A 22570-nucleotide genomic window follows, 5' to 3' on the forward strand; every position below is an offset into this window, starting at 1 on the left:
TGGGCGGTTAGCTCAGGGGTAGAGCACGTCCTTCACACGGACGGGGTCGCAGGTTCGAAACCTGCACCGCCCACCAACAAGAAGCCCCGCAGGTCAGTGACTTGCGGGGCTTTTTCTTGACTGTTCGTTGCCTGAGCCTTGGATGGCCACCTCCCTCCCTTGAGGTGCGCTGCCGTTGAGATGCCTGCCCGCAAGAGGTTTGGATGGCATACTTGAATTCATGCGATTGAAGTCCTTTTTCTGGTGTTCGACGCAGCTGCCGGGGAGGCGCGGCTGCGTTGGGGGCTCGGATCCACGCCGATCCGGTTTGCCGTACTCCTCGCTGGGCTGACATGACACAGCGCTATGTACTGATTTCGCCGTGCCGCAACGAGGCGCAGTACATGCGACAAACGCTGGACACCGTCATCGGCCAGTCTGTGAGACCTGCCCGCTGGGTCATCGTCGACGATGGTTCGACCGACGCGACACCGCAGATCCTGGCGGAATATGCACTTGAGCATCCCTGGATCGAGATCGTCACGCGGGCGGACCGCGGACATCGCGCGGTAGGCCCTGGTGTCGTCGACGCGTTCTATTCGGGGTACGCAGCGATCCGCCCTCAAGACTATGAGTTTGTCTGCAAGCTCGATCTGGATTTGCGGCTACCGCCGCGGTACTTCGAGATCCTGATGCAGCGCATGTCCGAAGATCCGAACATCGCCACCTGCAGCGGCAAGGCCTATGTGGAGCAGGACGGCGGCCTCATTCCCGAGCGCCATGGTGATGAAACCTCACTCGGCATGACGAAGTTCTACCGGGTCAGCTGTTTCGAGGCGATCGGCGGTTTCGTGCGCGAGGTCATGTGGGATGGCATCGACTGCCATCAGTGCCGCATGAAGGGTTGGACGGCCTGCAGCTGGGACGATCCGGAGTTGCGCTTCGTTCACCTGCGGCCGATGGGATCCAGCCAGGACAGCATCTACACCGGCCGGATGCGCCATGGCTACGGCCAGTACTTCATGGGCACCGGCTTTCTGTTCATGGCAGCCAGTGCGTTGTCCCGGGTGAATCAGCGGCCCTATGTGCTTGGCAGTGCGGCGATGCTCTGGGGCTGGGTGAAGGCGGCTTTGCAGCGCAAGCCACGTTATGAGAACCCGGAGTTTCGGCGGTTCCTGCGCGCCTATCAGCTGCGCGCGCTGCTCGTTGGCAAGGCCCGTGCCGCTCGCGACATGACGGGGCGCGCCTGATGTGCGGCCTGGCAGGCATTGTCGGCCGTGTTGGCGATGTCAATCGCGCCGCGCTGCAACGCATGACCGATGCCATGGCGCACCGCGGGCCCGACGGCGACGGCCTGTGGATGGGGCCGGCCGACGACCGCGGCTGGGGTGTCATGCTTGGGCACCGGCGTCTGTCGATCCTCGACCTTTCGTCCGCCGCCTCGCAGCCGATGGTGGATCCAGAGCGTGGCGATGTCGCCGTGCTCAACGGCGAGATCTACAACTACGTCGAGATCCGGGACGCGCTTGAATCGCAGGGACACGCCCTTTGGTCGACCGGCGACACGGCGGCCATGCTGCGTCTGTTGAGCGTTCGAGGATTTGGTGCGGTCAGCGATTTGCGCGGCATGTTTGCGATCGCGCTGTGGGACCCGCGCCGCCGCGAACTGCTGCTGGCGCGCGATGCATTGGGCATCAAGCCTCTGTACTTTGCACGCAATCCGGACCCGGCCGGCGAATGGTCTTTCGCGTTCGCGTCGGAGGTGCGTGCGCTGCTGCGCTCGGGTCTGCTGCGCCAACCCCGGCTGCGGCCGTCTGCCGTGACGAGCGTGGTCTGGAATGGTTTCACCGTGGCGCCGGAAACCATTGTCGAAGGTATCGAATCCCTCTTGCCGGGCGAAATGCGGGTCTATGCGCAGGACGGCCTTGAGAGGCAGCGCCAGCGTTACTGGACCCAGGCTGAACTCCCGCGCCCCGGGTCTGCGAACGCCCGTGATGTGTCTGCGGCGCTTGAAGACAGCGTGCGGCGCCACCTCGCTTCCGATGTTCCACTGGCGGTGTTCCTCTCGGGTGGAGTCGATTCCTCCGCCATTGCCAATGTGGCCAAGCGCGTCTCGCGAGACCCGGTCCATACCTTCACGCTGGCATTCACTGAGCAGGAGCGCAACGAGGGAGACATTGCGCGAGCCGTGTCGAGCGCGATTGGCACGCAGCACCACGAAATCGTGCTGCGGCAGGAGGATTTTCTCGATCGGCTGGATGACGCCATCGGCAGCCTCGACCAGCCGAGTTTCGACGGCCTGAACTCGTTCTTCATTTCGCAGGCGGTGGCGCAGGCAGGTTTCAAGGTCGCTCTCGTGGGGAGCGGCGGTGACGAGCTGTTTGGCGGCTATACCTCGTTTCGGGACCTTCCCGCGATGGCGGCGTGGTCAAGACGTCTGGGCTTCGTTCCGGACTGTGCCCGCAATCTTGCAGCGAGAGCATTTGCCCAATGGAAGGCCTCGGGCGTTGGCAGCTTCCCGCCCCAGACACGCTGGGCGAAGCTGCCGACGATGGTTGCCGCGCGCGACGACCTGCTCGCGCTGTACCAATGCGCCTATGCCTTGTTCCTGCCCGAAACGCACCGCCGCTTGCTCGGCCAAGCCGCCGACGGATTGGGGGCAGGCTACCGGGGGCTTTCGGCAGAGGTCGTCGCGGCACTGCATACGGAAACTGCGGGTCGGAGCGATCTGGCGTCGATCGCCGCTCTCGAACAGCGGCTGTTTCTGGGGGAGCGCCTTCTGCGGGACACCGATTCGACCAGCATGGCTGCCTCGATCGAGACCCGATTGCCTCTCGTCGATCAGCAATTGCTGGAGGTCGTTGCTGCAGTGCCCGACAGTGCCCGGTTTTACCCGGTTCGGTCGAAGGCGATGTTGCGCGCTGCAGGCCTTCAAGGGCTTGATCCGGCACTGTTTGATCGGCCGAAGTCGGGCTTCGAGTTGCCCTTCGATCACTGGCTGCATGGACCACTGGGTGCAGAGGTGGGCGCGGTGCTTGGCGACGGCGCGCTGATGGCGAGTGTCGGACTCTCGCCGCAGGTGGTCGGGGAGCTCTGGCGGGCTTACCAGGCTGGGTCGCCAGGTCTGTACTGGACGCGAGTCTGGTGCCTCTATACGCTGGCGGTGTGGGCGCGCCGGGAGGGGCTTTCGATGGAGGCCGCGTGAAGGTTGCGTACCTCATCAGCGAGTACCCGAAGGTCAGCCACAGTTTCATCCGCCGCGAAATCGCCGCGCTTGAACGGCAGGGTGTCGAAGTCCTTCGGTTCGCGATCCGCGGGCCTTCCGATGGGAGCCCGGATGCGGCCGATGTCCAGGAGCTGAACCGCACGCGCTACGTGCTTGGCGCAGGAGTCGTACCCACGGTCGCGCATGTGCTGCGGGCTTTTGTACGGCGCCCCGTGGCCTTCATGCGGGCTGTGCACAGCGCGCTGCGGCTGTCGCGCCGCGCAGAGCGCAGCCTGGTGCACCACATCGCCTACTTTGTGGAAGCCTGCGTGGTCGGGAACTGGATGCACGAGAGCGAGGTGTCGCATCTGCATGCGCACTTCGGCTCGAATCCGGCGACGGTGGCGATGCTGACCGGGCAGTTGAACGGCTGCTCGTTCAGCTTCACGGCGCACGGGACGGTGGAGACGGATGCCGCACAGTTCATCGGAATCCCCGAAAAGGTCCGGCGCGCCGCCCATGTCATCGCCGTCAGCGAATACGGCAGGAGCCAACTGTGTCGCTGGGTCGAGCCGGTCCACTGGGACAAGATCTCGGTCGTGCACTGTGGACTCGACGCGATATACCGTGACGCGCCTGTCCAGCAGTACAACGAGGCGCGGCGCTTCGTCTGCGTGGGGCGGCTGAGTCCGGAAAAAGGACAGTTCTTGCTGATCGATGCCCTGGCTGAACTGCGCCGCCAGGGACTGGACGCCGAACTCGTTCTCGCGGGCGACGGGGAACTGAGATCGGCGATCGAACAGCGGAGCGCGCAGTCCGGTGTGGCCGATCTTGTGCGCATCACGGGATGGATTTCCGGCGCCACCGTCCGCGAGGAGATCAATGCCGCGCGCGCACTCGTGCTCAGCAGTTTTGCCGAGGGACTGCCGGTGGTGCTGATGGAGGCCATGGCCTGCCAGAGACCGGTGATCGCCACGCGTGTGGCCGGCATTCCCGAACTGGTGCGCGACGGGCAGGACGGCTGGCTCGTGTCGCCGGGCAATGCGAAGGAGTTGGCCGCGGCCATGCAACGGTGCCTTGAGGCCGACGCTTCGCAGCTGCAAGCAATGGGAGTGGCAGCCCGGTCGCGGGCGATGGAGCGGCATGACGTGGATCGTTCGGCGTTGCAGCTCAAACAGGTTTTCGCGTCACTTGCCGGGACAACGGCATGAGCGCCGCCGCTGCCTTCAAGGCCCTGGCCCGAGACACGTGTGGCCAGCTGCTCTCCCTGTCTCGCCTGACGGCTCCACAAACGCGACTGCGTCAGAGACTGTCCATCGTCACCTTTCACCGGGTTCTCACCGAGTCCCAACGCCAGCACTATCCTTTGCCGGGACTGGCGGTCACGCCGGACGAACTGGATGCCCATCTGAAGTTCCTGACCGGTCATTTTCAATGTCTGTCGCTCAATGCCGCCCTCGACCGTTGGGACCAGGATCGGTCTTCCGGTTTGCCACTGCTGGCGGTCACCTTCGATGACGGCCAGCTCGACAACTACCAGAACGCACTCCCTGTTCTGGAACGGAATGGGGTGACCGCGAGCTTCTATGTTCCCAGCCTGGTTCTGGACAACACGGCGCCGCTCTGGCACGACGCCATGGCGGCTGCGGTGGCCTGGCTGACCAATCCGTCGAGCAGCCAATCGATGCTGCTTGACCCGGCACGGCGCGCTGAGGCTGGTCGGTTGCTGGCCGCATTGCAGCCCGATGGGGACCGCCGGCCACTGGCTGGCCACTCCGCTGTCGAAGCGGCACTGGAAGTCACCAAGCAGTGGGGTCCCTCGCAGCGCGAGGAATGGCTGACGCAGGCCCGCGGAGTGCTGCCCACAACGGTCCAACCCGTCTGGGACGGGTTCATGAATGTGGCGCAGATGAAAGACCTGATGGCGCGTGGGCACGAGATCGGCAGTCATTCCCACTCCCATGCACTGCTGCCGCAATGCACGGACGATGAACTGCGCGCAGAAATTGCCGGGTCCAAGCAGGCGCTGGAAGCGGCAATTGGTGCACCCATCACCACCTTCTGTTATCCCAACGGATCGACCGATCTGCGAGCGGTGGCGCAGGTCCGCGAGGCCGGCTATCGGGCTGCAGTGACCACGCAGTGGGGGAGCAATGCCCGTGCGGACGATCGCTATCGGTTGCAAAGATTCAACATGAATGCGCAGCATGCAAAGGACCGCCGGGGCCGCTTTTCCGAGGCCAGGCTGGCGTGGCGCATGAGCGGCCTGCACCCGGGACTGACCGGGGCGAAACGCGATCCCTACAGCGGAACGCCGGCTTGACCCTCGTCTGGGTTCGGCACCATTGCTTCAGGTGCTGACGTCGGGCATTTCCGGGTGCCCCAGACGCTGCAGCAGTGCACTCATCGCGGCCGGGTCCTGAAAGCGACGCGCGAACTTGCCGAACAGGGAGCGCTTGAGCAGCGGAAAGCCAGCTTCCAGCATTTGCTCGGGACAGTTCAGGCACAGGTCCTGGTAGGTCGAGCCGTCGCTGTACCAGAACGCGCCCACCGTCATGTGGCCGCTGGCGACCCTGGCAAGACGGGTTTCCTGCAGCAGGATGACCGGAGCCGAAGCGTTGTAGCACCAGTCGGTGGAAATAACGGGAGCGACCGCCTCCAGGAAGCTGGCGTCGAGCTGGCGAACGATCAGGGCAAAGGACTGGAGGTGGTTCTCCTCCATCGAACTGGCACTCAGCCCGGCAAGGCGCCAGGGCGATTGCTGGATGAAAGGAGTCAAAGGCGAGAACGGACCGAGCATCGAATCGTTGAGCAGCATCACGTCCGAGCCGGGAACATGCCGCGCCAGCTCCGCCAGACCGATCGCGTAGGCAGAGAAGTCGAAGCCCTCCATTGCCTTCCAGTACAGCGCGTCGCCATGGTTCTTCAGCACTTCAAGCACGGGGTGACCAGGTGGGCAGCTGCACACGATCATGAGCCGGGCATCTTCTGCGGCCAGGCGCTCCAGCGTAAACCGGTGTTGCGCCGACAGCTGTCCGTCTGGGAGGAACATGAAGTACAGCAGCCAGGGGCCCTCCGCGGACGGAGGGGTCAGCACCCTCCACGCAGGAGCGCGCTGGCGTGTCCGGCGGGCTGACCAGCGACGCCAGACGATGCTCCAGCGGGGGGAACTGTCCACGTAGTTCCAGTAGGTCTGGACACCAGGAACCGGACGAACAGGCTCAGTAGGCATTCTTGCCCGAGAGTGCGCCAAAGGTGCGCAAGAGGATGGAGAAATCCAGCCAGAGCGACCAGTTGTTGATGTACTCGATGTCCGCCTCGATGCGTTGTTGCATGCGCTCGATCTCGGTGGTTTCCCCGCGCAGGCCCCGCACCTGGGCCAGACCGGTGATGCCGGGCTTGATGTTGTGGCGCGCGAAGTAGGCATTGATCCCCTTCGAGTACTGCTCGTCGTGCTGGACCGCGTGCGGGCGTGGTCCGACCAGCGACATTTCCCCCTGCAGCACGTTGAAGATCTGGGGCAGTTCGTCCAGGCTGGTCTTGCGGAGAAAGGCGCCGACGCGGGTGACACGAGGGTCGTTGCGGGTGGCCTGCTGGATCACGCCGTCGGCTGGCTTGTGCACGAACATGCTGCGGAATTTCCAGATATGGAAGACCCGACCGCTCCAACCCTTGCGCGCCTGGCGGAAAAACACCGGGCCCCGGCTGTCCAGCTTGATGGCCAGGGCGATGAGCAGGAGAAAGGGCGAAATCAGGAGCAGGATGAGCACGCCGAGCACGCGGTCTTCCAGCGCCTTCAGCAACAGCCGGGTTCCAGTCAGGGGTGTCTCCGACAGGGTCAGGACCGGCAGCCCGGCGATTTCACGTACTCCATAGTTCACCAGCAACAGCGAGAAGATGTCGGGCGCCCAGTGCACCGCCACATGGCGATCCAGCAGCTGGAAGTACATGTCCTCGATCAGATCTGACTTGCTCAGGGGAACCGCAAAGTAGACGGTGCGCACCTCGTGGCGGTCGATGACGTCCAGCAGGTCGTCCAGTGTTCCGATGATGTCGGGCTCCTTGAGCGGTCCAAAGTTGGTGGCTTCGTAGAGGGGCGCGCTGGCACCACGGCTCTGGATGGACGAGGGCAGCTGCAGGCAGCCGATCACGTTCTGGTTCAACCAGGGATTGCCGGAAATCTTGTGCTGAAGGTAACGGGCAAGCTTTCCCGTACCGACGATCAAGACGTTTTCTTGTGGAACCGCATGCAGCATGACGCGGGTCTGCACCTGGCGGCTGACGTACTGCAGCAGAACCTGCAGCAGGTAGCCAGCCACATAGAGCTGCAGCAGCAGCAGGCGGGAAAACGCCTCGGTCTGCTTGGTCGCAAAACCGACCACCAGAAGGAATCCGAACGCCACGGACCATGCCTTGAAGTGGGTCAGGGCCTTCTGGGTGAAGCTGCTGTTGCTGCGATAGACGCCAAACTGGTCGTAGGCAAACAGCATGCCCATGGCCAGCAGCAGCAGCAGCACCGAATAGTCGGCGTTGAGCCCGCCGACCTGCTGGCTGACCAGCAGCACGGCCAGTCCCATGACGGCGGCGAGGTCCACCAATGTCTGTACCGCCGTGGAGATGCTGCCTCGGCGTTTGAGGATGGATCTCGGGGGTCGCTTGGGGAGGACCATGGCGGAAAGTATAGGAGTGCGATGGGCTTCAGGCGCAGACGAAACGGTCAGCTGCGGTGGCGTCGTACCACATGTGAATGATGTTTCATGACTTGCTCTGGGCGACGCCGGTCTTGGGGTAGGTGGTCACCACCGCCCAGACCACCTGGCTCATCAGCTGCGCCAGTTCGGGAGAGATGGGTTGCCATGGAGTGCCGTCGACCAGCTTGACGGCGAACGGCTCCGTGGGGGGCGGTCGGTGGTAGAGCACAGCGTAGTGGGTCAGGGCGACCAGATAGTTGCCGAGCGGACTCAGGTGGATCATGTCCCGCTCCCCCTTGTCGTTGACGTTGAAGAGATCCTCGCGGGAACGGAGGCGGTCAACACCTCCTCTGGACTCCACTTCGCGGACCAGGCGGGCCATCACCTGTCCGGCTGGAATGACGTACACCGGTCCGCCGGTGTCCCCGTGCGCCATTCCCTTTGCCAGCAGCTCGCCTTCCCAGTAGAGCGCGAGGTCTTCGTCCAGACGTTCCAGCCAGCCCTTGGGGTCATTGAGTTCGTGCCAGAGCTCGTAGAGGTAGACGCGCGTCTGTGGATTGGCCGTGCGGGCAGCCCGCGCCCACTGGCGGATGTACCTGGGGCTCTGGTGGTACTTGATCGCGTCCTTGATTTCGACCGACTCGGCCAGCACAAGCACGTCGAACTGGCCACCGTCGACCGCCTCGCGGGCGTCCTGATAGCGTGGATGGGCGTTCTCCACATCAAATCCGTTGACCGGCACGTCGGGCTCCCAGTGGGACCTCAGGGATGCTCCCCACCCCAACTGGGAACGGTGGTCATGACCGGCTCCTGCCACCTGCTCCAGCATCATCGGGACATCCTTGTTGACCAGGCTGTGGCCGATGTAGAAGACCCGCAGGGGTTTGTCGGGAGGGGGCAGCGGCTGCGCATACATCGCTGCGAGCTCGGCCGGCCCCAGGGACTTCTCCCCGCTGCAGGCAGTCAGGATGCAGGCGAGTGCGACCTTCAGCGAATGTCTCAGGAACATGTGGAGGACACCGGTTGGGGTTTGGTATGTGCTGTCTGGCCCGTTTGGCATGCCTGTCCCTTGCGGGCGACCGTGGCGATGGCATTGGCAATGTGCACACGCAACAAGGATGCCAACACCTCGACGTTGGGTGACTCCAGGATGTCCATGTGCTTGCCGGGTACGCGTTCCACGGTCAAGCCGGGCGCCAGCGAGCGCCAGCCGTACGCCGGCGCGGTGGATGCGTCGTCACCCGCCTGCAGAAACACGACAGGCAGGTCGCTGCTTGGCGTGGCCTTGTGGGTCCGTATGGCCTGCGCGTAGGCCTGGATGCGTCGGCTGCCTGGCTCGCCGCGGTGCTCGGACTGGTGCCGGTAGACGCGGTAGATGTGCAGCAGGTGTCTGACCCCCTGGCGACGAAGCAGACGCAGGCGCCTGACCACACCGGCGACCAGGTGTCTGGGCCCGTGACCGGGCAGCCTGGAGTCGAGCAGGGCGATCAGGCCGATCTCTTCGCCCTCCTGCCGCAACCGCCGGGCCACCTCGAAGGCGATCGGGCCGCCGATCGAAAAGCCGCCGAGGAAATAGGGACCATGGGGTTGAACCCCGCGGATCAGCGCCTGATATTCCGTGGCCAGCTTCTCCACCGTCACATCAGGCAGCGCAACTTCTGATGGCCAGTCCAGCAAGTCGATCTCGGTTTGCGAGAACACCCCGTACACCGGCATCGCCGGATCCAGTTGTTGTGCCAGGCGCCGGTACATCTCCGCGCCCGCCAGCAGAAACAGTCCCGGTTCGCTCCCATGCGGCTGCAGCACGGCGACCGGGACGTCCCTCGTTTCCCCTGCCGGCGTCTGGATGAGCGCCGTGGCCAGCTCTGCGACCGTGGGGTGCTTGAACAGCAGGGCCAGCGCACAAGGGCGTTTGAGTGTCGACTCGATGCGGTTGACCACGCCCACGGCCAGGATCGAGTGCCCCCCGAGATCGAAGAAGTTGTCGTGGATGCCCAGCTGATCGGTTTGCAGCGCTGCGCGCCAGATCGCCAGGATGGTGTCCTCGGTGGGATTTCGCGGAGCGGCGGATGATGCGCTCCCACCCTGGAGTTCGCTCGGCGGCACCGGCAACGCCCGCCGGTCCGTCTTGCCGTTGGGCAGCACGGGGATCGTGGCCAGTTCGACAAACATGCCGGGCACCATGTAGTCGGGGAGCCAGCGCCGCAAATGGTCTCGCAGATCTTCGCGTGAAGGCATGGGTCCGTTGGGGACCACGTAGGCCGCCAGCCTGGGCTGACCGGGGGAATCCTCGCGCAGCATCACCACCGCGCGCGCCACGCCGGCGTGGGACAGCAGCCGGGCTTCAATCTCGCCAAGCTCCACCCGAAACCCGCGCAGTTTGATCTGGTCGTCCAGCCGGCCGCCATGCGCCAGCGATCCGTCGTGCAGCCAGCGGCCGCGGTCACCCGTGCGGTAGAGGCGCCGGTTGAGAGGGTCCGTGGCGCTCGCCCGCACGACGAATCGTTCAGCGGTCAGCGCCTCCAGCTGGTGGTAGCCGATGGCGAGGCCGGCACCGCCAATGCAGATCTCCCCGGGTACACCAATCGGACAGGGCTGAAGGTGTTCGTCGAGCACCTGGATCAATGTGTTCCACACCGGACGCCCCAGGTCGATGGATGGCAGGAGATCCGGAGACACCCGCCAGCAGCTCGACCACACCGTGGTTTCGGTGGGGCCGTACATGTTCCAGACTTCGCCACATCGGGCCAGCAGCCGCGAGGCCAGGTCGGGAGACAGAGGCTCCCCGCCGACCAGGGCCTTGAGCCGTGGGTTCCCGGACCAGCCGGCTTCGAGCAACAGGTGCCAACGCGACGGCGTGGCCTGCAGCACGGTGATGTTCTCGCGCGCCAGCACCTCGGCCAGCGCCCGGCCATCGGTGGCCTGCGCTTCACTGGCGACGACCACGGCGCCACCGATGCCCAGAGGCAGGAACAGTTCCAGGACTGCAATGTCGAAGCTGGGCGTGGTCACGGCCAGCAGGCGGTCCTGCACCGTGAATCCCGGGGTGTGCGCCATGCTGGCCAGCAGGTTCACCACAGCCCGGTGCGGCACCGCCACTCCTTTGGGCCGCCCGGTGGAGCCGGAGGTGTAGATCAGGTACGCAGGATCTTCAGGCCGGGCATCGAGCTGGGGATCGGCCGGCAACGGATCGGAAGCGGTGGCTGCAATCTGCGCTCTGTCGAGGTCGACCAGCAGACGCAGTGAAGGCTCGCAAGCAAGCCCCACCGAGCTGTGGGTCAGCAGCAGCGCCAGACCGGCATCGGCGATCTGGTCGCCGAGGCGCTGGCGCGGGTGGTCGGGATCCAGTGGCACGTAGGCCGCGCCTGCCTTCAGGATGGCCAGCAGGGCGATGACCAGATCGTGGCTGCGGGGCAGGCACACACCCACACGGGTGCCGCGAGCGATACTGCGCTGGCGCAGCAGCCTGGCCAGCCGGTTCGACGCCGCGTCCAGTTCATGGTGGGTCAACTGGACGGTGCCAAAGACGAGGGCGGCCTGTTGCCCGGAGATGGGCAATCCCCGGGCCACCCAATCGGTGACCAGACGGGTCCCGGGCGCTTCGATCGGGCCGGTGGACCACTGGTTCAGGAGGTCCTGTTCGGCATCCCCGAGCAGCGGCAGCGCGGCGATATGGGCTTCTGGGGTATTGACCGCTGCGCGCAGGATGCGCTGCAGATGCTCACCCATGCGCTGCACGGTTTCTGGCGCAAACAGGTCGGTGGCGTACTCGATCACGATGGCGTGGTCGTACAACACATCGACGATGACGCTCAGGTCGAACTGGGTCCATGCCCGGTCAAAATCGAGCCGTGACCAGCTCAGCCCATCGAACGCGCAGTCGCGGGCCTGCGAGTTCACCATGTTGAACATCACGTTGAACAGCGGCTGCCGGTTGCCGTCGCACTTCATGGCCAGTTCGCGCACCAGCAACTCGAACGGCATGTCCTGGTGCGCGAACGCATCCAGGGAGGTTTCACGCACCCGCGCGAGGACCGTGCGGAAATCCGGATCGCCGTCCAGCGCGGTGCGGAACACCAGGGTGTTCACAAAGGTCCCGATGAGGTTTTCCGAGGCGAGGTGGTGGCGGTTGGCGATGGGCACGCCGATGCCAATGTCGGTCTTGCCCGTGTGCCGATGCAGCAGCACGTTGAGCGCAGCGATCAACACCATCGATAGGCTGGCGTCGTGGGCCGCACCGAGACTTCGCAGGGCCGCGACGTGTCCGGGGTCCAGGGGAAAGCGCAGCGAGGAACCCCGGAAACTCTGGGCCAGAGGAGGCGGAAAGTCGTGGTTCAGCGGCAGTGGCTCCAGACCTTCCAGGCGGCGCGTCCAGTAGGCCAGTTCGCTGGCTTGCCGCTCGCCTTCGAACCAGCTCCGGTGCCAGCTGGCGTAGTCGGCGTACTGGATCGGGAGACTGGGCAATGCTGCCTGCCCTCCGCGCAAGATGGCGTTGTAGTGAAGGGCCAGTTCCCGACCCAGTTCGGCGAACGACCACTGGTCACTGATGATGTGGTGCATCACGATCAGCAACACCGACTCCTGCTCGGCGACATGGATGACCTGGACGCGAAACAGTGGACAGTTTTCGAGCTGGAACGGGAGGCCGGTGACTTTCGCCAGATGGCGGTGCAGCGTGTCTTCGATCGGGCCGCTGCCGTCTGGCGTCAGCCGGACCTCGTCGATAACCGGAGCTGGGGCTGAAACGACTTCACCCAGCACGCCTTTGGGGGACCCGAAGAAGCGGGTACGCAGAACCTCGTGTCGCTCGACCACGCGCGCCAGCGCCTCCTGCAGCGCGGCCACCTCGAGCACACCGCGCAGGCGAAGCGCGAGTGGCACGTTGTAGGCGCCGCTCTCGGGCGCCAGTTCGTGCATGAACCACATGCGCTCCTGCGAGTAGGAAGGCATGACGAGGGTTCCAGGCCCACGCAGATGGGGTGCCTCGGAAGGCATGGCAAGCGGTTGAAGGGGCGCATTGCCGTTTCGCTCCTGCGCGGCGACCACCAGCTGGGCAAGACCTCGCACGGTCGGCTTGTCAAACAGTGCACTGATGGGTAGGTCAACGCCAAGACGTATGCGCAACCGGGACACCAGTTGCGTGGCCAGCAGGGAATCGCCGCCGAGATCAAAGAACTTGGCGTCGGGGTCGATCTCCTCGTGCCCAAGCACTTCGGACCACAGCCGGCTCAGGGTGTCGATGAGCGACTCGTCGGGCTCGTGGGCGGATGGCCGAGCTGCATGCGATGGCGCTTGCGCGGACAGGCGCAGTGGCTCCAGCCGTCCTTCCAGGTAGAGGCGCCGCGCTGCGCTGCGCTGTGGCTTGCCACTGGATGTCCTCGGCAGGGAGCCCGTGCGCAGCGGCACGATGTCGTTCAGTTCCACCTGGTGCTCGATGGCCACCTGGCTCTGCACGCGGTCGAGCAGTTGCCGAACCACGTCGGGGGTGGGGTTGCGGCGGCACTCGACCAGCATGACGACCGCCTCTTTCGAGCCCCTTTCAACAGGGATGGCGATGGCGCCACCGACACGGACGTTCGGGTGAGCCGCCTCCGCAGACTGTTCGAGATCCTGGGGGTACAGATTGCGCCCGTTCGAAATGATCAGGTCCTTGCAGCGGCCCGCGATGAACAGTTCGCCGCCGTGGATGAATCCCAGGTCACCGGTGCGCAGATAGCGTGTGGCGTCCGGCACCTGGTCAGCCAGCGTTGCCCCGAATCGCTCGGCCGAGGCTTCGGGCTGCCTCCAGTAGCCTGCGCCGACGCTGGGTCCTGCCACCCAGATCTCGCCGATGCGGTCTGGTGCGCAGGGCGTCCGGTGGTCGGGATCGACAATGCGCAGCTGGAAGCCCGGCAACGCCGGCCCGCAACCCACCAGGGTTCTGGCGCCAGAGGCTCCTGCACCGACAAGTCGAAGCTCATGGCGCTCGAAGGCCTGAGCATCGAACGATGCCTGGAGCGGTGGGCCAAGGGGCTTGCGCACCGTCACTGCGAGCACAGCTTCAGCCAGACCGTAGGAGGGCGCCAGCGCACAACGGTTGAAACCGAATCGTGCAAAGGCGTCCGCGAAGGCGTCCAGCGTGGTCGCCCGGACGGGCTCCGCGCCACAAGTGGCGAGCTGCCAGTTGGTGAGATCGGCGGTCCAGTGCGGGGCGCGGGCCAGTGCCTGCACACAGGCCGCGTAGGCAAAGTCGGGTGCCCCGCTGTGGGTGATGCGGTGCCTGTCGATCGCCTCCAGCCACTTCAGGGGACGCAGCAGGAACTGCGCGGTGGACATCAGGAACGCGGTACCGCCCACATACAGCGGCTGGATCACGCCATGCACCAGGCCATAGTCGTGGAACCAGGGCAGCCAGATCAGGCCATTCGGATGCTCGGTGTGCACTTCGCCGCTCAGCGCTTCGCATTGAGCCAGCACATTGCCGTGGGTGATCTCGACGCCACGCGGAGCACTGGTGGAGCCCGAGGTGTACTGAAGGTAGGCGACTTCGGTCTGGTTTGGGGTGCCGGAAGAAGGTCCGACCAGTGCGGAGGGCTGCGCTTCGGCCCACAGGGACTCCGCGGAAAGCCATGTCGCGCCCGGAACCTGGGTGCGTCCAGCCGACAGGTGCTCTTCATCGGTCACCACCAGTGCCACCTTGGCATCGGAGGCGATGCCAGCCAGACGCGACCCGCTCCCACGCGGGTTGTGCGCGTCTGGCGCAGGGGCCGGGATGGGAATCAGGTCGGCAAGGATGCAGGCCCAGAACAGCTGCACCGCCTCCGGACCATTGTCAAACGCAAGCAAGACCCGGTCACCGGGGCTGGTGTGTGCACGCAGCTTGCGGGCAATGGCTTCCGTCGCCTGGCCCAGTGCCTCGTAGGTCAGCGCGTGCGTGACGTCAAGATCAGTCCCCAGGAACACATAGGCCTGGCGGGCTGGCATTTCTGCGATGCGCGTACGCAGAAGTGCTCGAAGGTCAAGGACTTGGGTCATACCATTCGCAACCAATGGCTCTGCCCACTGGCGTTCACGCGAACATCGTGCTGCAGGATTTTCCGGTGCGTTCAAGACGGTGGTTTCGCTCAGGCGGTCAGGGGTTTTCGAGGTGGTTTCAGATCAAGGCCGTTCAATGTCAGGAAATTGGTGGTTGGTATGGCAATGATGTTTTCGTAGGTTCTGGGTTCCGGAACCTCGATCTGATGCAGTTCCGGAGCTTCCCCGTGACGCAACCACCATTTCAGTTTGCCCATCAGACCATCATTTTCTGGCGCAAAGCAGATTTCGGCGAAAACATATCCAGGAAGGGTTGAACTGATGGATGGGAAATCATCCTTCTTGGCGTGTTGCCCGTGGAACTCGAATGCCACGATGGGTCTGTGTTTTGCAATCGTCTGCCGCAAACCATCCAGGGTCACCGGCTCAAGTCCTTCGACGTCGATCTTGATGAAATGAATGGCCTTCAGGTCCAGTTGCTCCATGAGCTCGTCGCCCCTCTTGATCGGCAGCTGGATGATCTTGGTGTTCTTGGGTTGCGCGGCAGTGTCGCTGACGTAGCCGCTGTTGCCCAGGTTGCCGTCCAGGTTCACCTGGAAGGAGGCGATGCTGTTCTGATTGCCAAGGCCCAGCTGGTGGCACTGGATGTTCTGGATGCCGTTCAGCCCGATGTTTTCGACCAGTCTCTCGAAGGTTTCCGGGTTGGGTTCAAAGCAGTGGATCTGTGAGGCTCCACCGCTCAGGTAGATCGCATGGTTGCCCGTGTTGGCACCGATATCCAGGATCACGCTGTTTCCCGGAAGCACCTTCTTCATGAATGACAGAAACCGCTTTTCGTAAAGCCCTTCCACGAAAATGATCTTGTCAATGTATTGGGCGGGATCAATCTTGAAGCGCAGGCCACCATCGGTGGTATGCACAAATGGCGAGGTCAGCGCTGCGATCTCTTGGCGACGCTTTGGGTGCTGATAGTACTTTTCCCAGAACCGGACAATGATGTTTCCGATTCTGGAGATGAGCGATTCGTGCTGTTGCGGCGTGGGCATTGGGGCTCCTGGGCTGGTTGCTGGCTGCCGGTCAAAGAAAAGGAATCGGCGGATCCTGATGAATCACGCCATCGACAATGCCCCTGCAAATCGCTCCTGAAGGGACTTCAGATGGTTCATTCGGGCGAGGAACTCGGATTCGCAGGGGTGGCGCCAGGCAAACGCCAGCCCGGCGTGCGCCAGCGCCAGCAACTGTTCGCGATCCCCGGCGAGCCGGGAAATTTCCGCTGCCAGGGCCTTCCAGTCGTCCATCGGAACGGAGCGGCCGCCATCACAGTGCTGCAGCAGGCCCGCAAACGCTTCGTTGGCATATCCAACAATGGGCACACCGCATCCCAGCGTTTCCAGATAGGTGCACGAGGGATCGCCTTGCCGGTGGCAGCAGACGAACAGGTCGATCTCGCTGCGGATGCGGGGCATCAGTTCTGATTCAAAGTCGAGCACGCCACCCAGAGCAACCTGGTCGCCGAGCCCGTGGTTCCTGATTTCCTGCGCCATGCCCGGCGCCAGGGGACCATCTCCATAGATGTCCATCCGGAACGGCACACCAAGCTCCCGCAGCGCCACCGCAACCTTGACCAGATGATCGGCGCCCTTCATGGGTGTCAGGCGCCCACTGAAAGCCAGGCGGATCGGGTGCCGGGGACCGAACGCGACCTCTCGGCTGGCAAGCCCTGGCTCGGACGGCATCATCTGCCGTGACACCCGGCTGTCGAAATAGAGCAGGGTATTGGGATTGAGTTCGCGGTAGGCATCGTAGGTCGGGGTGCCGTTGCATTGCAGACCGGCGGCCTGCCGCACCGTCGCCACGATGGCCTTCTCCTGGCCGTTGGTCCAGCGGTGCCGGCGCCAGCGTCGCCAGAAAACCGGGTGGTCGGCATCTACGATCTGCAGCCGGGTTTTCAGGGAGTATTCGGTGACCAGCACAAACGGCACGCCGGCCTTGGCACAAGTGGTTGCCGCGTGATTCATGCGGTGGTCTGGGCCACCCATCACGACCGCCGCTTCCGCCATGGTTCTTTTCGCCAGGTCCGAGTCGAAGCGCGCCAGCACCACCTGAAAGGGCAGGTCGTTCACCCGGACCCAGACGTCATCGAGATTGACCGAGCCTTCGTTGTCGTCGGGTTCGATCAGCAGCTTCACAGGACCATCCCAGTGGTCCACATGGGCTTGCATGCCCGAGACGAACTTGCCGGTCAGCCGGATCTGGTCCGGCCGGCCAATGCCGGCAGTCAGACTGGGTGCCACCACGAGCGGTCTTTTCATGGGTGCCCCGGGGTGTCAGTGAATCACCAGGCTGATCACCATGTCCTGGGTGGCGGTGATCGTTCCCGCCAGTCCCAGTGGTGTTCTCTCTCGGGCGTCCTGCTGGAGGGGGTGTGCGACAAAACGGGTGTCGTCGAGGGTGAGTGCCATTTCAATCGCCACATCCTGAAAATCCAGCAGGGCGTGGATCTGTGGATACACCCACTTGTAGTACGCCTCCTTGGCGCAGAAGACACGGGTCACCCAGCGGGCGCGCTCTGCCTCGGGCAGGTCGGACACGCGTTGCAGTTCATCGGGGCGGCAGATCAGGTCCCACAACTCCCTTGGCAGGTCGCGGTCGGGCTCCACGTCGACACCCACCGACCGGCAGTGTTCGCGCAGCGCAACGATGGCAATGCAGGTGGTTCTGCTGTGGGAGATGGAGCCGACCAGACCCTGGGGCCAGCGGGGACTGCGGTCCGGATCGGCAGGCAGGGCAGCGCCAGGCCGTCCCAGACGGTGCATCGCAAGGCGGGCCGCCGATCGCCCGGCGGCAAACTCCCTCTGGCGGTGCGCGATGGCGGCAGAGACCGCCGCGTATTCGTCGGGTGTCAGCGTCGCCGGATCACCGTCCGTCGTGCTGCAGCAGACCGCCGCGGCACGATTCCCCACCAGGGCCTGCAGGGTGCGCTCCATGCCTTGATACGCCTGCAGGGGCGCGGCGCAGGTGTTCAAAGTGTGCTCCCCGGCCGGGTCCGCATCGCCCGCCGGCGCGCCATGGCATCGGCACGCACCTGAGCGCGTTCGGTGGACTCGGCGGCAGATTCCGCCGTGTCGCGCGGCTTGTCGTCGAGATGCGCGGCCAGCCCGGCCAGGGTCGGGAACCGGAAGATGTCGGTGATGCTCAGGCGTGTCGCATTCAGGGTCTGCCGGATTTCGCGGTGGGCCTGCACCGCCAGCAGCGAATGGCCGCCCAGCGCAAAGAAATTGTCCTTGGCGCCAATCTGCGGCACACCCAGCACGCGGGACCAGATGGCGGCGATCTTCTGCTCGATCTCGTTCTCGGGTTCCACGAACACTTCTGTGCGTTCCCGTTGCGTGGTCTGTGTCGGGGCGGGCAGGGCTTTGCGGTCGACCTTGCGGTTGGGCGTGAGCGGGAACTCGTCGACCGTCACGAAGTGCGCCGGCACCATGTGTTCGGGCAGGCGGGTGGTGGCCCATTCGCGCAGTTGCTCGGTCGACACGCCCGGATCGGCACGCAGATAGGCCACCAGACGCACGTCACCCGGCTGGTCTTCGCGGGCCACGACCACGGCCTGCTGGACGCCGTCGACCGACTCCAGCACGGCCTCGATTTCACCCAGTTCGATGCGGTAGCCGCGGATCTTGACCTGGAAGTCGGCGCGGCCGAGGAAGTCGATCCGCCCGTCCGGGCGCCAGCGCGCCAGGTCACCGGTCCGGTACATGCGTGCGCCGCCCGGCGCCACGCACTCGGGGCGGACAAACGGATCGGCCGGAAAGCGCTCGGCGGTCAGGTCGGCACGCTGCCAGTAGCCGCGCGTGACACCGTCACCGCCGATGTAGAGCTCGCCCGGCACGCCGACCGGCAGGGGCTCCTGATGCTCATCGAGCACATACATCTGGGTGTTGGCGATCGGCCGCCCAATGTTGACGACCGATTCGTTGGCGCCGGCGGTTTCGGTGGACGACCAGATGGTGGTCTCGGTCGGGCCGTACATGTTTTCGATGGAGGCCTTTGTGACCAGACCCAGTTCCGCCACCAGTGTGCCCGGCAGGGCCTCGCCGCCGATCATCAGGTGCTGCACCTGCGAGAGCGCGGACTTGGCTTCCTCGTTCATGGCGATCATGCGCGCCATGCTGGGTGTGCACTGCAGGTGCGTGACGCCATGGCGGACGATCTGCGCGGCGATGGAAAAATCGTCGGCAGCCGGGCCGGCGCCCTCGTTGGACCGCCGCAGCACCTCGGCCAGCGGGTACAGCCCTTCCATGACCTTTTCCGAGGCGATGCCATAGTCGATCAGACAGGCGATTTCGTCGACACCGATGCGCTTGAGCTGTTCGGCACGGTCCAGGCAGTCTTCCACCGTTCCGAACAGACCCGAGTCTTCGAAGTAGCGCTGGAATGCGAACTCCAGGATGCCTTCCAGCTCTTCGGCGTCGAGGGTACGGATGTCGATCTCCGCGGGGTTGTTGATGCCCTTGGGCTTCTTGAAGGCGGGGAACGCCCATGCGTACTGCTTGATGAGGCCGGCCGCGCTGCGCAGGTAGTCCTTCATCGGCCCCCGGGCGGTTTCGCGTGCCTGTTCGCGGTCGCGCGCCACATAGGTGTGCAGCATCAGCGTCACTTTGAAGTTCGCAGGGTCATGACCCGCAGCGCGCAGGGCCTCGTGGTAGAGCCCGATCTTCTCGGCCACTTCCTCGATCGACTGGCCCAGCAGGTGGGTCAGCACGTGGGCACCGACCCGCCCGGCATCGCGCCAGGTTTCGGGGTTGCCTGCCGTGGTCACCCAGATTGGCAACTCCTTCGACACTGGGCGCGGTTGCGTCTTGACGGCGAAAGTGCCTGTCTTGGTGGGGAAGTCCACTGCCTCGCCACGCCACAGTCGGCGGATCTGATCGGTGGCGTCGAAGAGTGCCTGGCGGTTGGCTGGTGGTGTGTTCTCGGGGCGCAGCACGAAGTCATCCGGGTGCCAGCCCGACGCAACCGCGAGGCCGGCGCGGCCGTTGGTCAGGTTGTCGATCACGGCCCAGTCTTCGGCGATGCGCGCCGGGTGGTGCAGCGGCACCACGCAGCTGCCTGCCCGCACGTCGATGTTCTTCGTGACGGCAGCCACGGCGGCACCGGTCACCGACGGGTTGGGGTAGGGGCCACCGAAAGCATGGAAATGCCGTTCGGGCGTCCAGACGGCGCAGAAGCCATGGCTGTCGGCGAACTTGGCGCCCTCGAGCAGCAGCTCGTATTTCTTCGGGCCGATGCCGTCGTCGTTGCCCCAGTAGTAGATGGAGAAGTCCATCTTCTGCGCGCTGGCGATGCGGCCGGACGATACGAGCGCGCGGTTCTCGTCGCTGGAGAGCACGAGCTTGAAGCCGCGCGCCAGGGTGTAGAACAGCTCCAGCACCGAGATGTCGAACGACAGGCTGGTGACGGCCAGCCACACACCCGGCGGATCGTGGCGAATGCGGTCGTCCATGCCGCGAAAGAAATTGGCCACGTTGCGGTGCTCGACCATCACGCCCTTGGGCCGCCCGGTGGAGCCCGAGGTGTAGATCATGTAGGCGATGTCGGACGGGCTCACGCCGCTGACCGGATCGGTCTCCGGCTGCTGTGCAATGGCCGGGTCGTCGTCGATCACCAGCACCTGGGCCTGGTGGACAGGCAGGCTGTCGACCAGTGTGGACTGGGCAATGATCACCGGGGCGCCGCTGTCCTCGATGTAGAGGGCGATGCGGTCGGGCGGGTATGCCGGGTCCAGCGGCACGTAGCCGCCGCCCGCCTTCTGGATCGCCAGTGCGCCGATCAGCAGCTCCAGCGAGCGCGGCGTGTACAGGCCGACCAGGGTGCCAGGCACCACGCCCATGGCCACCAGTCGATGTGCCACCCGGTTGGCGCGTTGGTTGAGCTGCCGGTAGCTGAGGGCCTCGCCTTCGAACACTACCGCGGTGGCGTCGGGAGTTCTGCCCACCTGCTGTTCGAAGAACTGGTGCACGCAGGTCGTGCGCTCGTAGTCGCAACGGGTGTCGTTCCAGCCGTAGAGCACCTGCTCTCGCTCGGCCGGGCTCATGACCGGCAGGCGACCAAGCGTTGTCTCCTGGGACGCAGGATCGCCCAGCGCATCCAGCACCCGCTGCAGGCGTTGGGTCAGTGCCGACGCGGCCTCGCTGCTGAGGCGGGCTTCGTCGTGCCACACGGTCAGCGCGCCGGGGGCAGTGATCTGGACCGTGAGGGCTGTGCCCTCAATGCCCGCCGCTTCACCACCCGTTGCCAGGCCAACCTGCGGCACGGTGAGCGCCTTGATGGCCGGGTCGCGGACGACGAGGTCGAGGGCGAAGGCCGGCGCCTGCCGCGCAGCCGTCAAGGCTTCCGCGCACCGCGCGGAAAAGGCCGAGAACGGTGTGTCCCCAGCGGCCGTGAGACGCAGCGGCACCCAGGTCGAAAGATAGCCGTGTGCAACGGGGGCGCCGGCATCCCGGTAGGCGAGGTCGAAGCTGGTCTTGCCACTGACGCGCGCGACCCAGGCCGCCACCGCAGCCATCAGGCGGTCACCGGACAGGCCGGGCGGAACGGTCATGGGTGTTCCCAGCCAGCGGCTGGCGCCCGAAGCCGCAACCACCAGCGGCAGATCGATGCCTTCCGGTGCGTGCAGGCAACGGCGCCAGTTCGCCTCGCCGGCGGCCACACGGGCCATGGCTTCAGTGAGCGCCTTCGCCGTGTCGGCGTCGGGCAGGGGCAGGCGGTCTCCCGTTTGCGCCACGGTCGAAGGGCACACGGCCAGCCCCTGCAGATCCTTCAGCCCCGTGAGGCGTACCGGCGCTGAACCCGTGCCCACCACCAGGCCACCCATGGTCGCCTCCAGCACCGTGCCCGGCGCGGCAGCGGCCAGCCCGGTCTCGACGGTCGCCGCAGACACCAGAAGGACCCGGTCGCCGACCACCAGCTTGGGGCAGGTCATCGGATTCCAGTAGCTGCCGTGGTCCAGTCCCCGCACCAGGGCCTCCACCTCCTCAGCGGGCCGGCCCAGGTCGATGCGCGCGGCGGCGGCCGGGCGGTCCAGCCTGGCGTGGTAGCTGCGCTGGCTCAGGTCCTGTGGCCGGCGCTGCAGGCCGGGGCCGTGCAGGTCCGCCAGCAAGCCGGCGAAGCTCTCCATGGCGGCTTCGTAGCAACGGGTGTTCAGGGTCAGAGCGGTTTCATTGGGCGCCATCTCGAACAGCTGCTGCTGGACGATGTCGCCTTCGTCGATGCCGCCTTCGATCATGTGCCAGGTCACCCCGTGCTGCTGCTCGCGGGCCAGGATGGCCCACACCGGCGCGTTCAGGCCGGCATGGCGAGGCAGGGGGCCGTCGTGGAAATTGATGGCACCACGTGCCGCCTGGGCCAGCACGGCCTGGGGAATCACGGAAAGGTTGGCGATGCTGAACAGCCAGTCGAAATGCAGGCCGGCGAGCCGATCGGCGAGCCCTTCACCAGGCGCTTCAACACGCAGATCCCGGCCCACCGCCCAGGAGCGGATGTCCGGGTTCCTGGTGACCACCGCGCCGACACGGTCGCCGTTTTGCAGCAGTCGCTCCGCGCACTGGATCAGCAGGGACTCATTGCCCATCACCACACAGGAAAAATTGCTCATTGGAGACTCCGGAGATAAACAGAAGCT

General features: G+C 65.0%; 12 protein-coding genes and 1 tRNA gene. 5 read left to right on the forward strand and 8 right to left on the reverse strand.

All coding sequences use genetic code 11. The annotated features are described in order from the left end of the window. Position 1: 1 nt before the first annotated feature. From ACLIJ1_RS23085 to ACLIJ1_RS23105, 5 genes are all read left to right on the forward strand, one after another. A tRNA-Val gene (locus tag ACLIJ1_RS23085) sits at positions 2 to 76 on the forward strand. Between the two features lie 256 nt (positions 77 to 332). After that, a complete protein-coding gene (locus ACLIJ1_RS23090; protein ID WP_411367925.1) occupies positions 333 to 1229 on the forward strand; it encodes a glycosyltransferase family 2 protein in 897 nt (298 codons plus the stop codon). Then, positions 1229 to 3184 carry an asparagine synthase (glutamine-hydrolyzing) gene (gene asnB, locus ACLIJ1_RS23095; RefSeq protein WP_411367926.1) on the forward strand — a complete coding sequence of 652 codons (1956 nt, stop codon included), beginning with the start codon at positions 1229 to 1231 and terminating at the stop codon, positions 3182 to 3184. Before ACLIJ1_RS23090 ends, asnB begins: the two co-directional genes overlap by 1 nt. Further along, complete coding sequence (locus tag ACLIJ1_RS23100; RefSeq protein WP_411367927.1) at positions 3181 to 4395, forward strand: glycosyltransferase family 4 protein; 1215 nt, start codon at positions 3181 to 3183, stop codon at positions 4393 to 4395. The genes asnB and ACLIJ1_RS23100 overlap by 4 nt, the downstream gene beginning before the upstream one ends. Further along, the gene (locus tag ACLIJ1_RS23105) at positions 4392 to 5507 is read left to right on the forward strand and encodes a polysaccharide deacetylase family protein (RefSeq protein WP_411367928.1); all 1116 of its coding nucleotides are present in this window, start codon (positions 4392 to 4394) and stop codon (positions 5505 to 5507) included. The genes ACLIJ1_RS23100 and ACLIJ1_RS23105 overlap by 4 nt, the downstream gene beginning before the upstream one ends. Before the next feature lie 27 nt (positions 5508 to 5534). On the opposite strand, the gene ACLIJ1_RS23110 is transcribed toward ACLIJ1_RS23105, so the two are convergent. The 8 genes from ACLIJ1_RS23110 to ACLIJ1_RS23145 form a co-directional block, all read right to left on the reverse strand. Further along, on the reverse strand, positions 5535 to 6236 hold the full coding sequence (locus ACLIJ1_RS23110) for a hypothetical protein (protein ID WP_411367929.1): 702 nt from the start codon (positions 6234 to 6236) through the stop codon (positions 5535 to 5537). A gap of 169 nt (positions 6237 to 6405) precedes the next feature. After that, complete coding sequence (locus ACLIJ1_RS23115; protein ID WP_411367930.1) at positions 6406 to 7854, reverse strand: undecaprenyl-phosphate glucose phosphotransferase; 1449 nt, start codon at positions 7852 to 7854, stop codon at positions 6406 to 6408. Between the two features lie 85 nt (positions 7855 to 7939). Continuing rightward, the gene (locus ACLIJ1_RS23120; protein WP_411367931.1) at positions 7940 to 8884 is read right to left on the reverse strand and encodes a hypothetical protein; all 945 of its coding nucleotides are present in this window, start codon (positions 8882 to 8884) and stop codon (positions 7940 to 7942) included. Next, positions 8875 to 14889 (reverse strand): amino acid adenylation domain-containing protein, encoded by a 6015-nt coding sequence (locus ACLIJ1_RS23125; protein ID WP_411367932.1) that lies wholly within the window; start codon positions 14887 to 14889, stop codon positions 8875 to 8877. The genes ACLIJ1_RS23120 and ACLIJ1_RS23125 overlap by 10 nt, the downstream gene beginning before the upstream one ends. Before the next feature lie 89 nt (positions 14890 to 14978). Beyond that, a complete protein-coding gene (locus ACLIJ1_RS23130; RefSeq protein WP_411367933.1) occupies positions 14979 to 15935 on the reverse strand; it encodes an FkbM family methyltransferase in 957 nt (318 codons plus the stop codon). 63 nt (positions 15936 to 15998) lie between these two features. Further along, the gene (locus tag ACLIJ1_RS23135; protein WP_411367934.1) at positions 15999 to 17201 is read right to left on the reverse strand and encodes a glycosyltransferase; all 1203 of its coding nucleotides are present in this window, start codon (positions 17199 to 17201) and stop codon (positions 15999 to 16001) included. Positions 17202 to 17216: 15 nt separating this feature from the next. Next, positions 17217 to 17876, reverse strand: coding sequence for a 4'-phosphopantetheinyl transferase family protein (locus tag ACLIJ1_RS23140; RefSeq protein ID WP_411367935.1), 660 nt, complete (start codon positions 17874 to 17876; stop codon positions 17217 to 17219). Positions 17877 to 17911: 35 nt separating this feature from the next. Then, positions 17912 to 22543: a MupA/Atu3671 family FMN-dependent luciferase-like monooxygenase gene (locus ACLIJ1_RS23145; protein ID WP_411367936.1), complete on the reverse strand. Its 4632-nt coding sequence runs from the start codon at positions 22541 to 22543 to the stop codon at positions 17912 to 17914. Positions 22544 to 22570: the final 27 nt, after the last annotated feature.

The organism is Hydrogenophaga sp. RWCD_12 (assembly GCF_046604225.1).
Taxonomy (GTDB): Bacteria; Pseudomonadota; Gammaproteobacteria; order Burkholderiales; family Burkholderiaceae_C; genus Hydrogenophaga.

Coding starts and splice junctions, on each gene's coding strand:
- ACLIJ1_RS23090 (WP_411367925.1), top strand. CDS start 333: ATGACACAGCGCTATGTACTGATTTCGCCGTGCCGCAACGAGGCGCAG.
- asnB (WP_411367926.1), top strand. CDS start 1,229: ATGTGCGGCCTGGCAGGCATTGTCGGCCGTGTTGGCGATGTCAATCGC.
- ACLIJ1_RS23105 (WP_411367928.1), top strand. CDS start 4,392: ATGAGCGCCGCCGCTGCCTTCAAGGCCCTGGCCCGAGACACGTGTGGC.
- ACLIJ1_RS23110 (WP_411367929.1), bottom strand. CDS start 6,236: ATGTTCCTCCCAGACGGACAGCTGTCGGCGCAACACCGGTTTACGCTG.
- ACLIJ1_RS23115 (WP_411367930.1), bottom strand. CDS start 7,854: ATGGTCCTCCCCAAGCGACCCCCGAGATCCATCCTCAAACGCCGAGGC.
- ACLIJ1_RS23120 (WP_411367931.1), bottom strand. CDS start 8,884: ATGTTCCTGAGACATTCGCTGAAGGTCGCACTCGCCTGCATCCTGACT.
- ACLIJ1_RS23125 (WP_411367932.1), bottom strand. CDS start 14,889: ATGACCCAAGTCCTTGACCTTCGAGCACTTCTGCGTACGCGCATCGCA.
- ACLIJ1_RS23130 (WP_411367933.1), bottom strand. CDS start 15,935: ATGCCCACGCCGCAACAGCACGAATCGCTCATCTCCAGAATCGGAAAC.
- ACLIJ1_RS23135 (WP_411367934.1), bottom strand. CDS start 17,201: ATGAAAAGACCGCTCGTGGTGGCACCCAGTCTGACTGCCGGCATTGGC.
- ACLIJ1_RS23140 (WP_411367935.1), bottom strand. CDS start 17,876: ATGGAGCGCACCCTGCAGGCCCTGGTGGGGAATCGTGCCGCGGCGGTC.
- ACLIJ1_RS23145 (WP_411367936.1), bottom strand. CDS start 22,543: ATGAGCAATTTTTCCTGTGTGGTGATGGGCAATGAGTCCCTGCTGATC.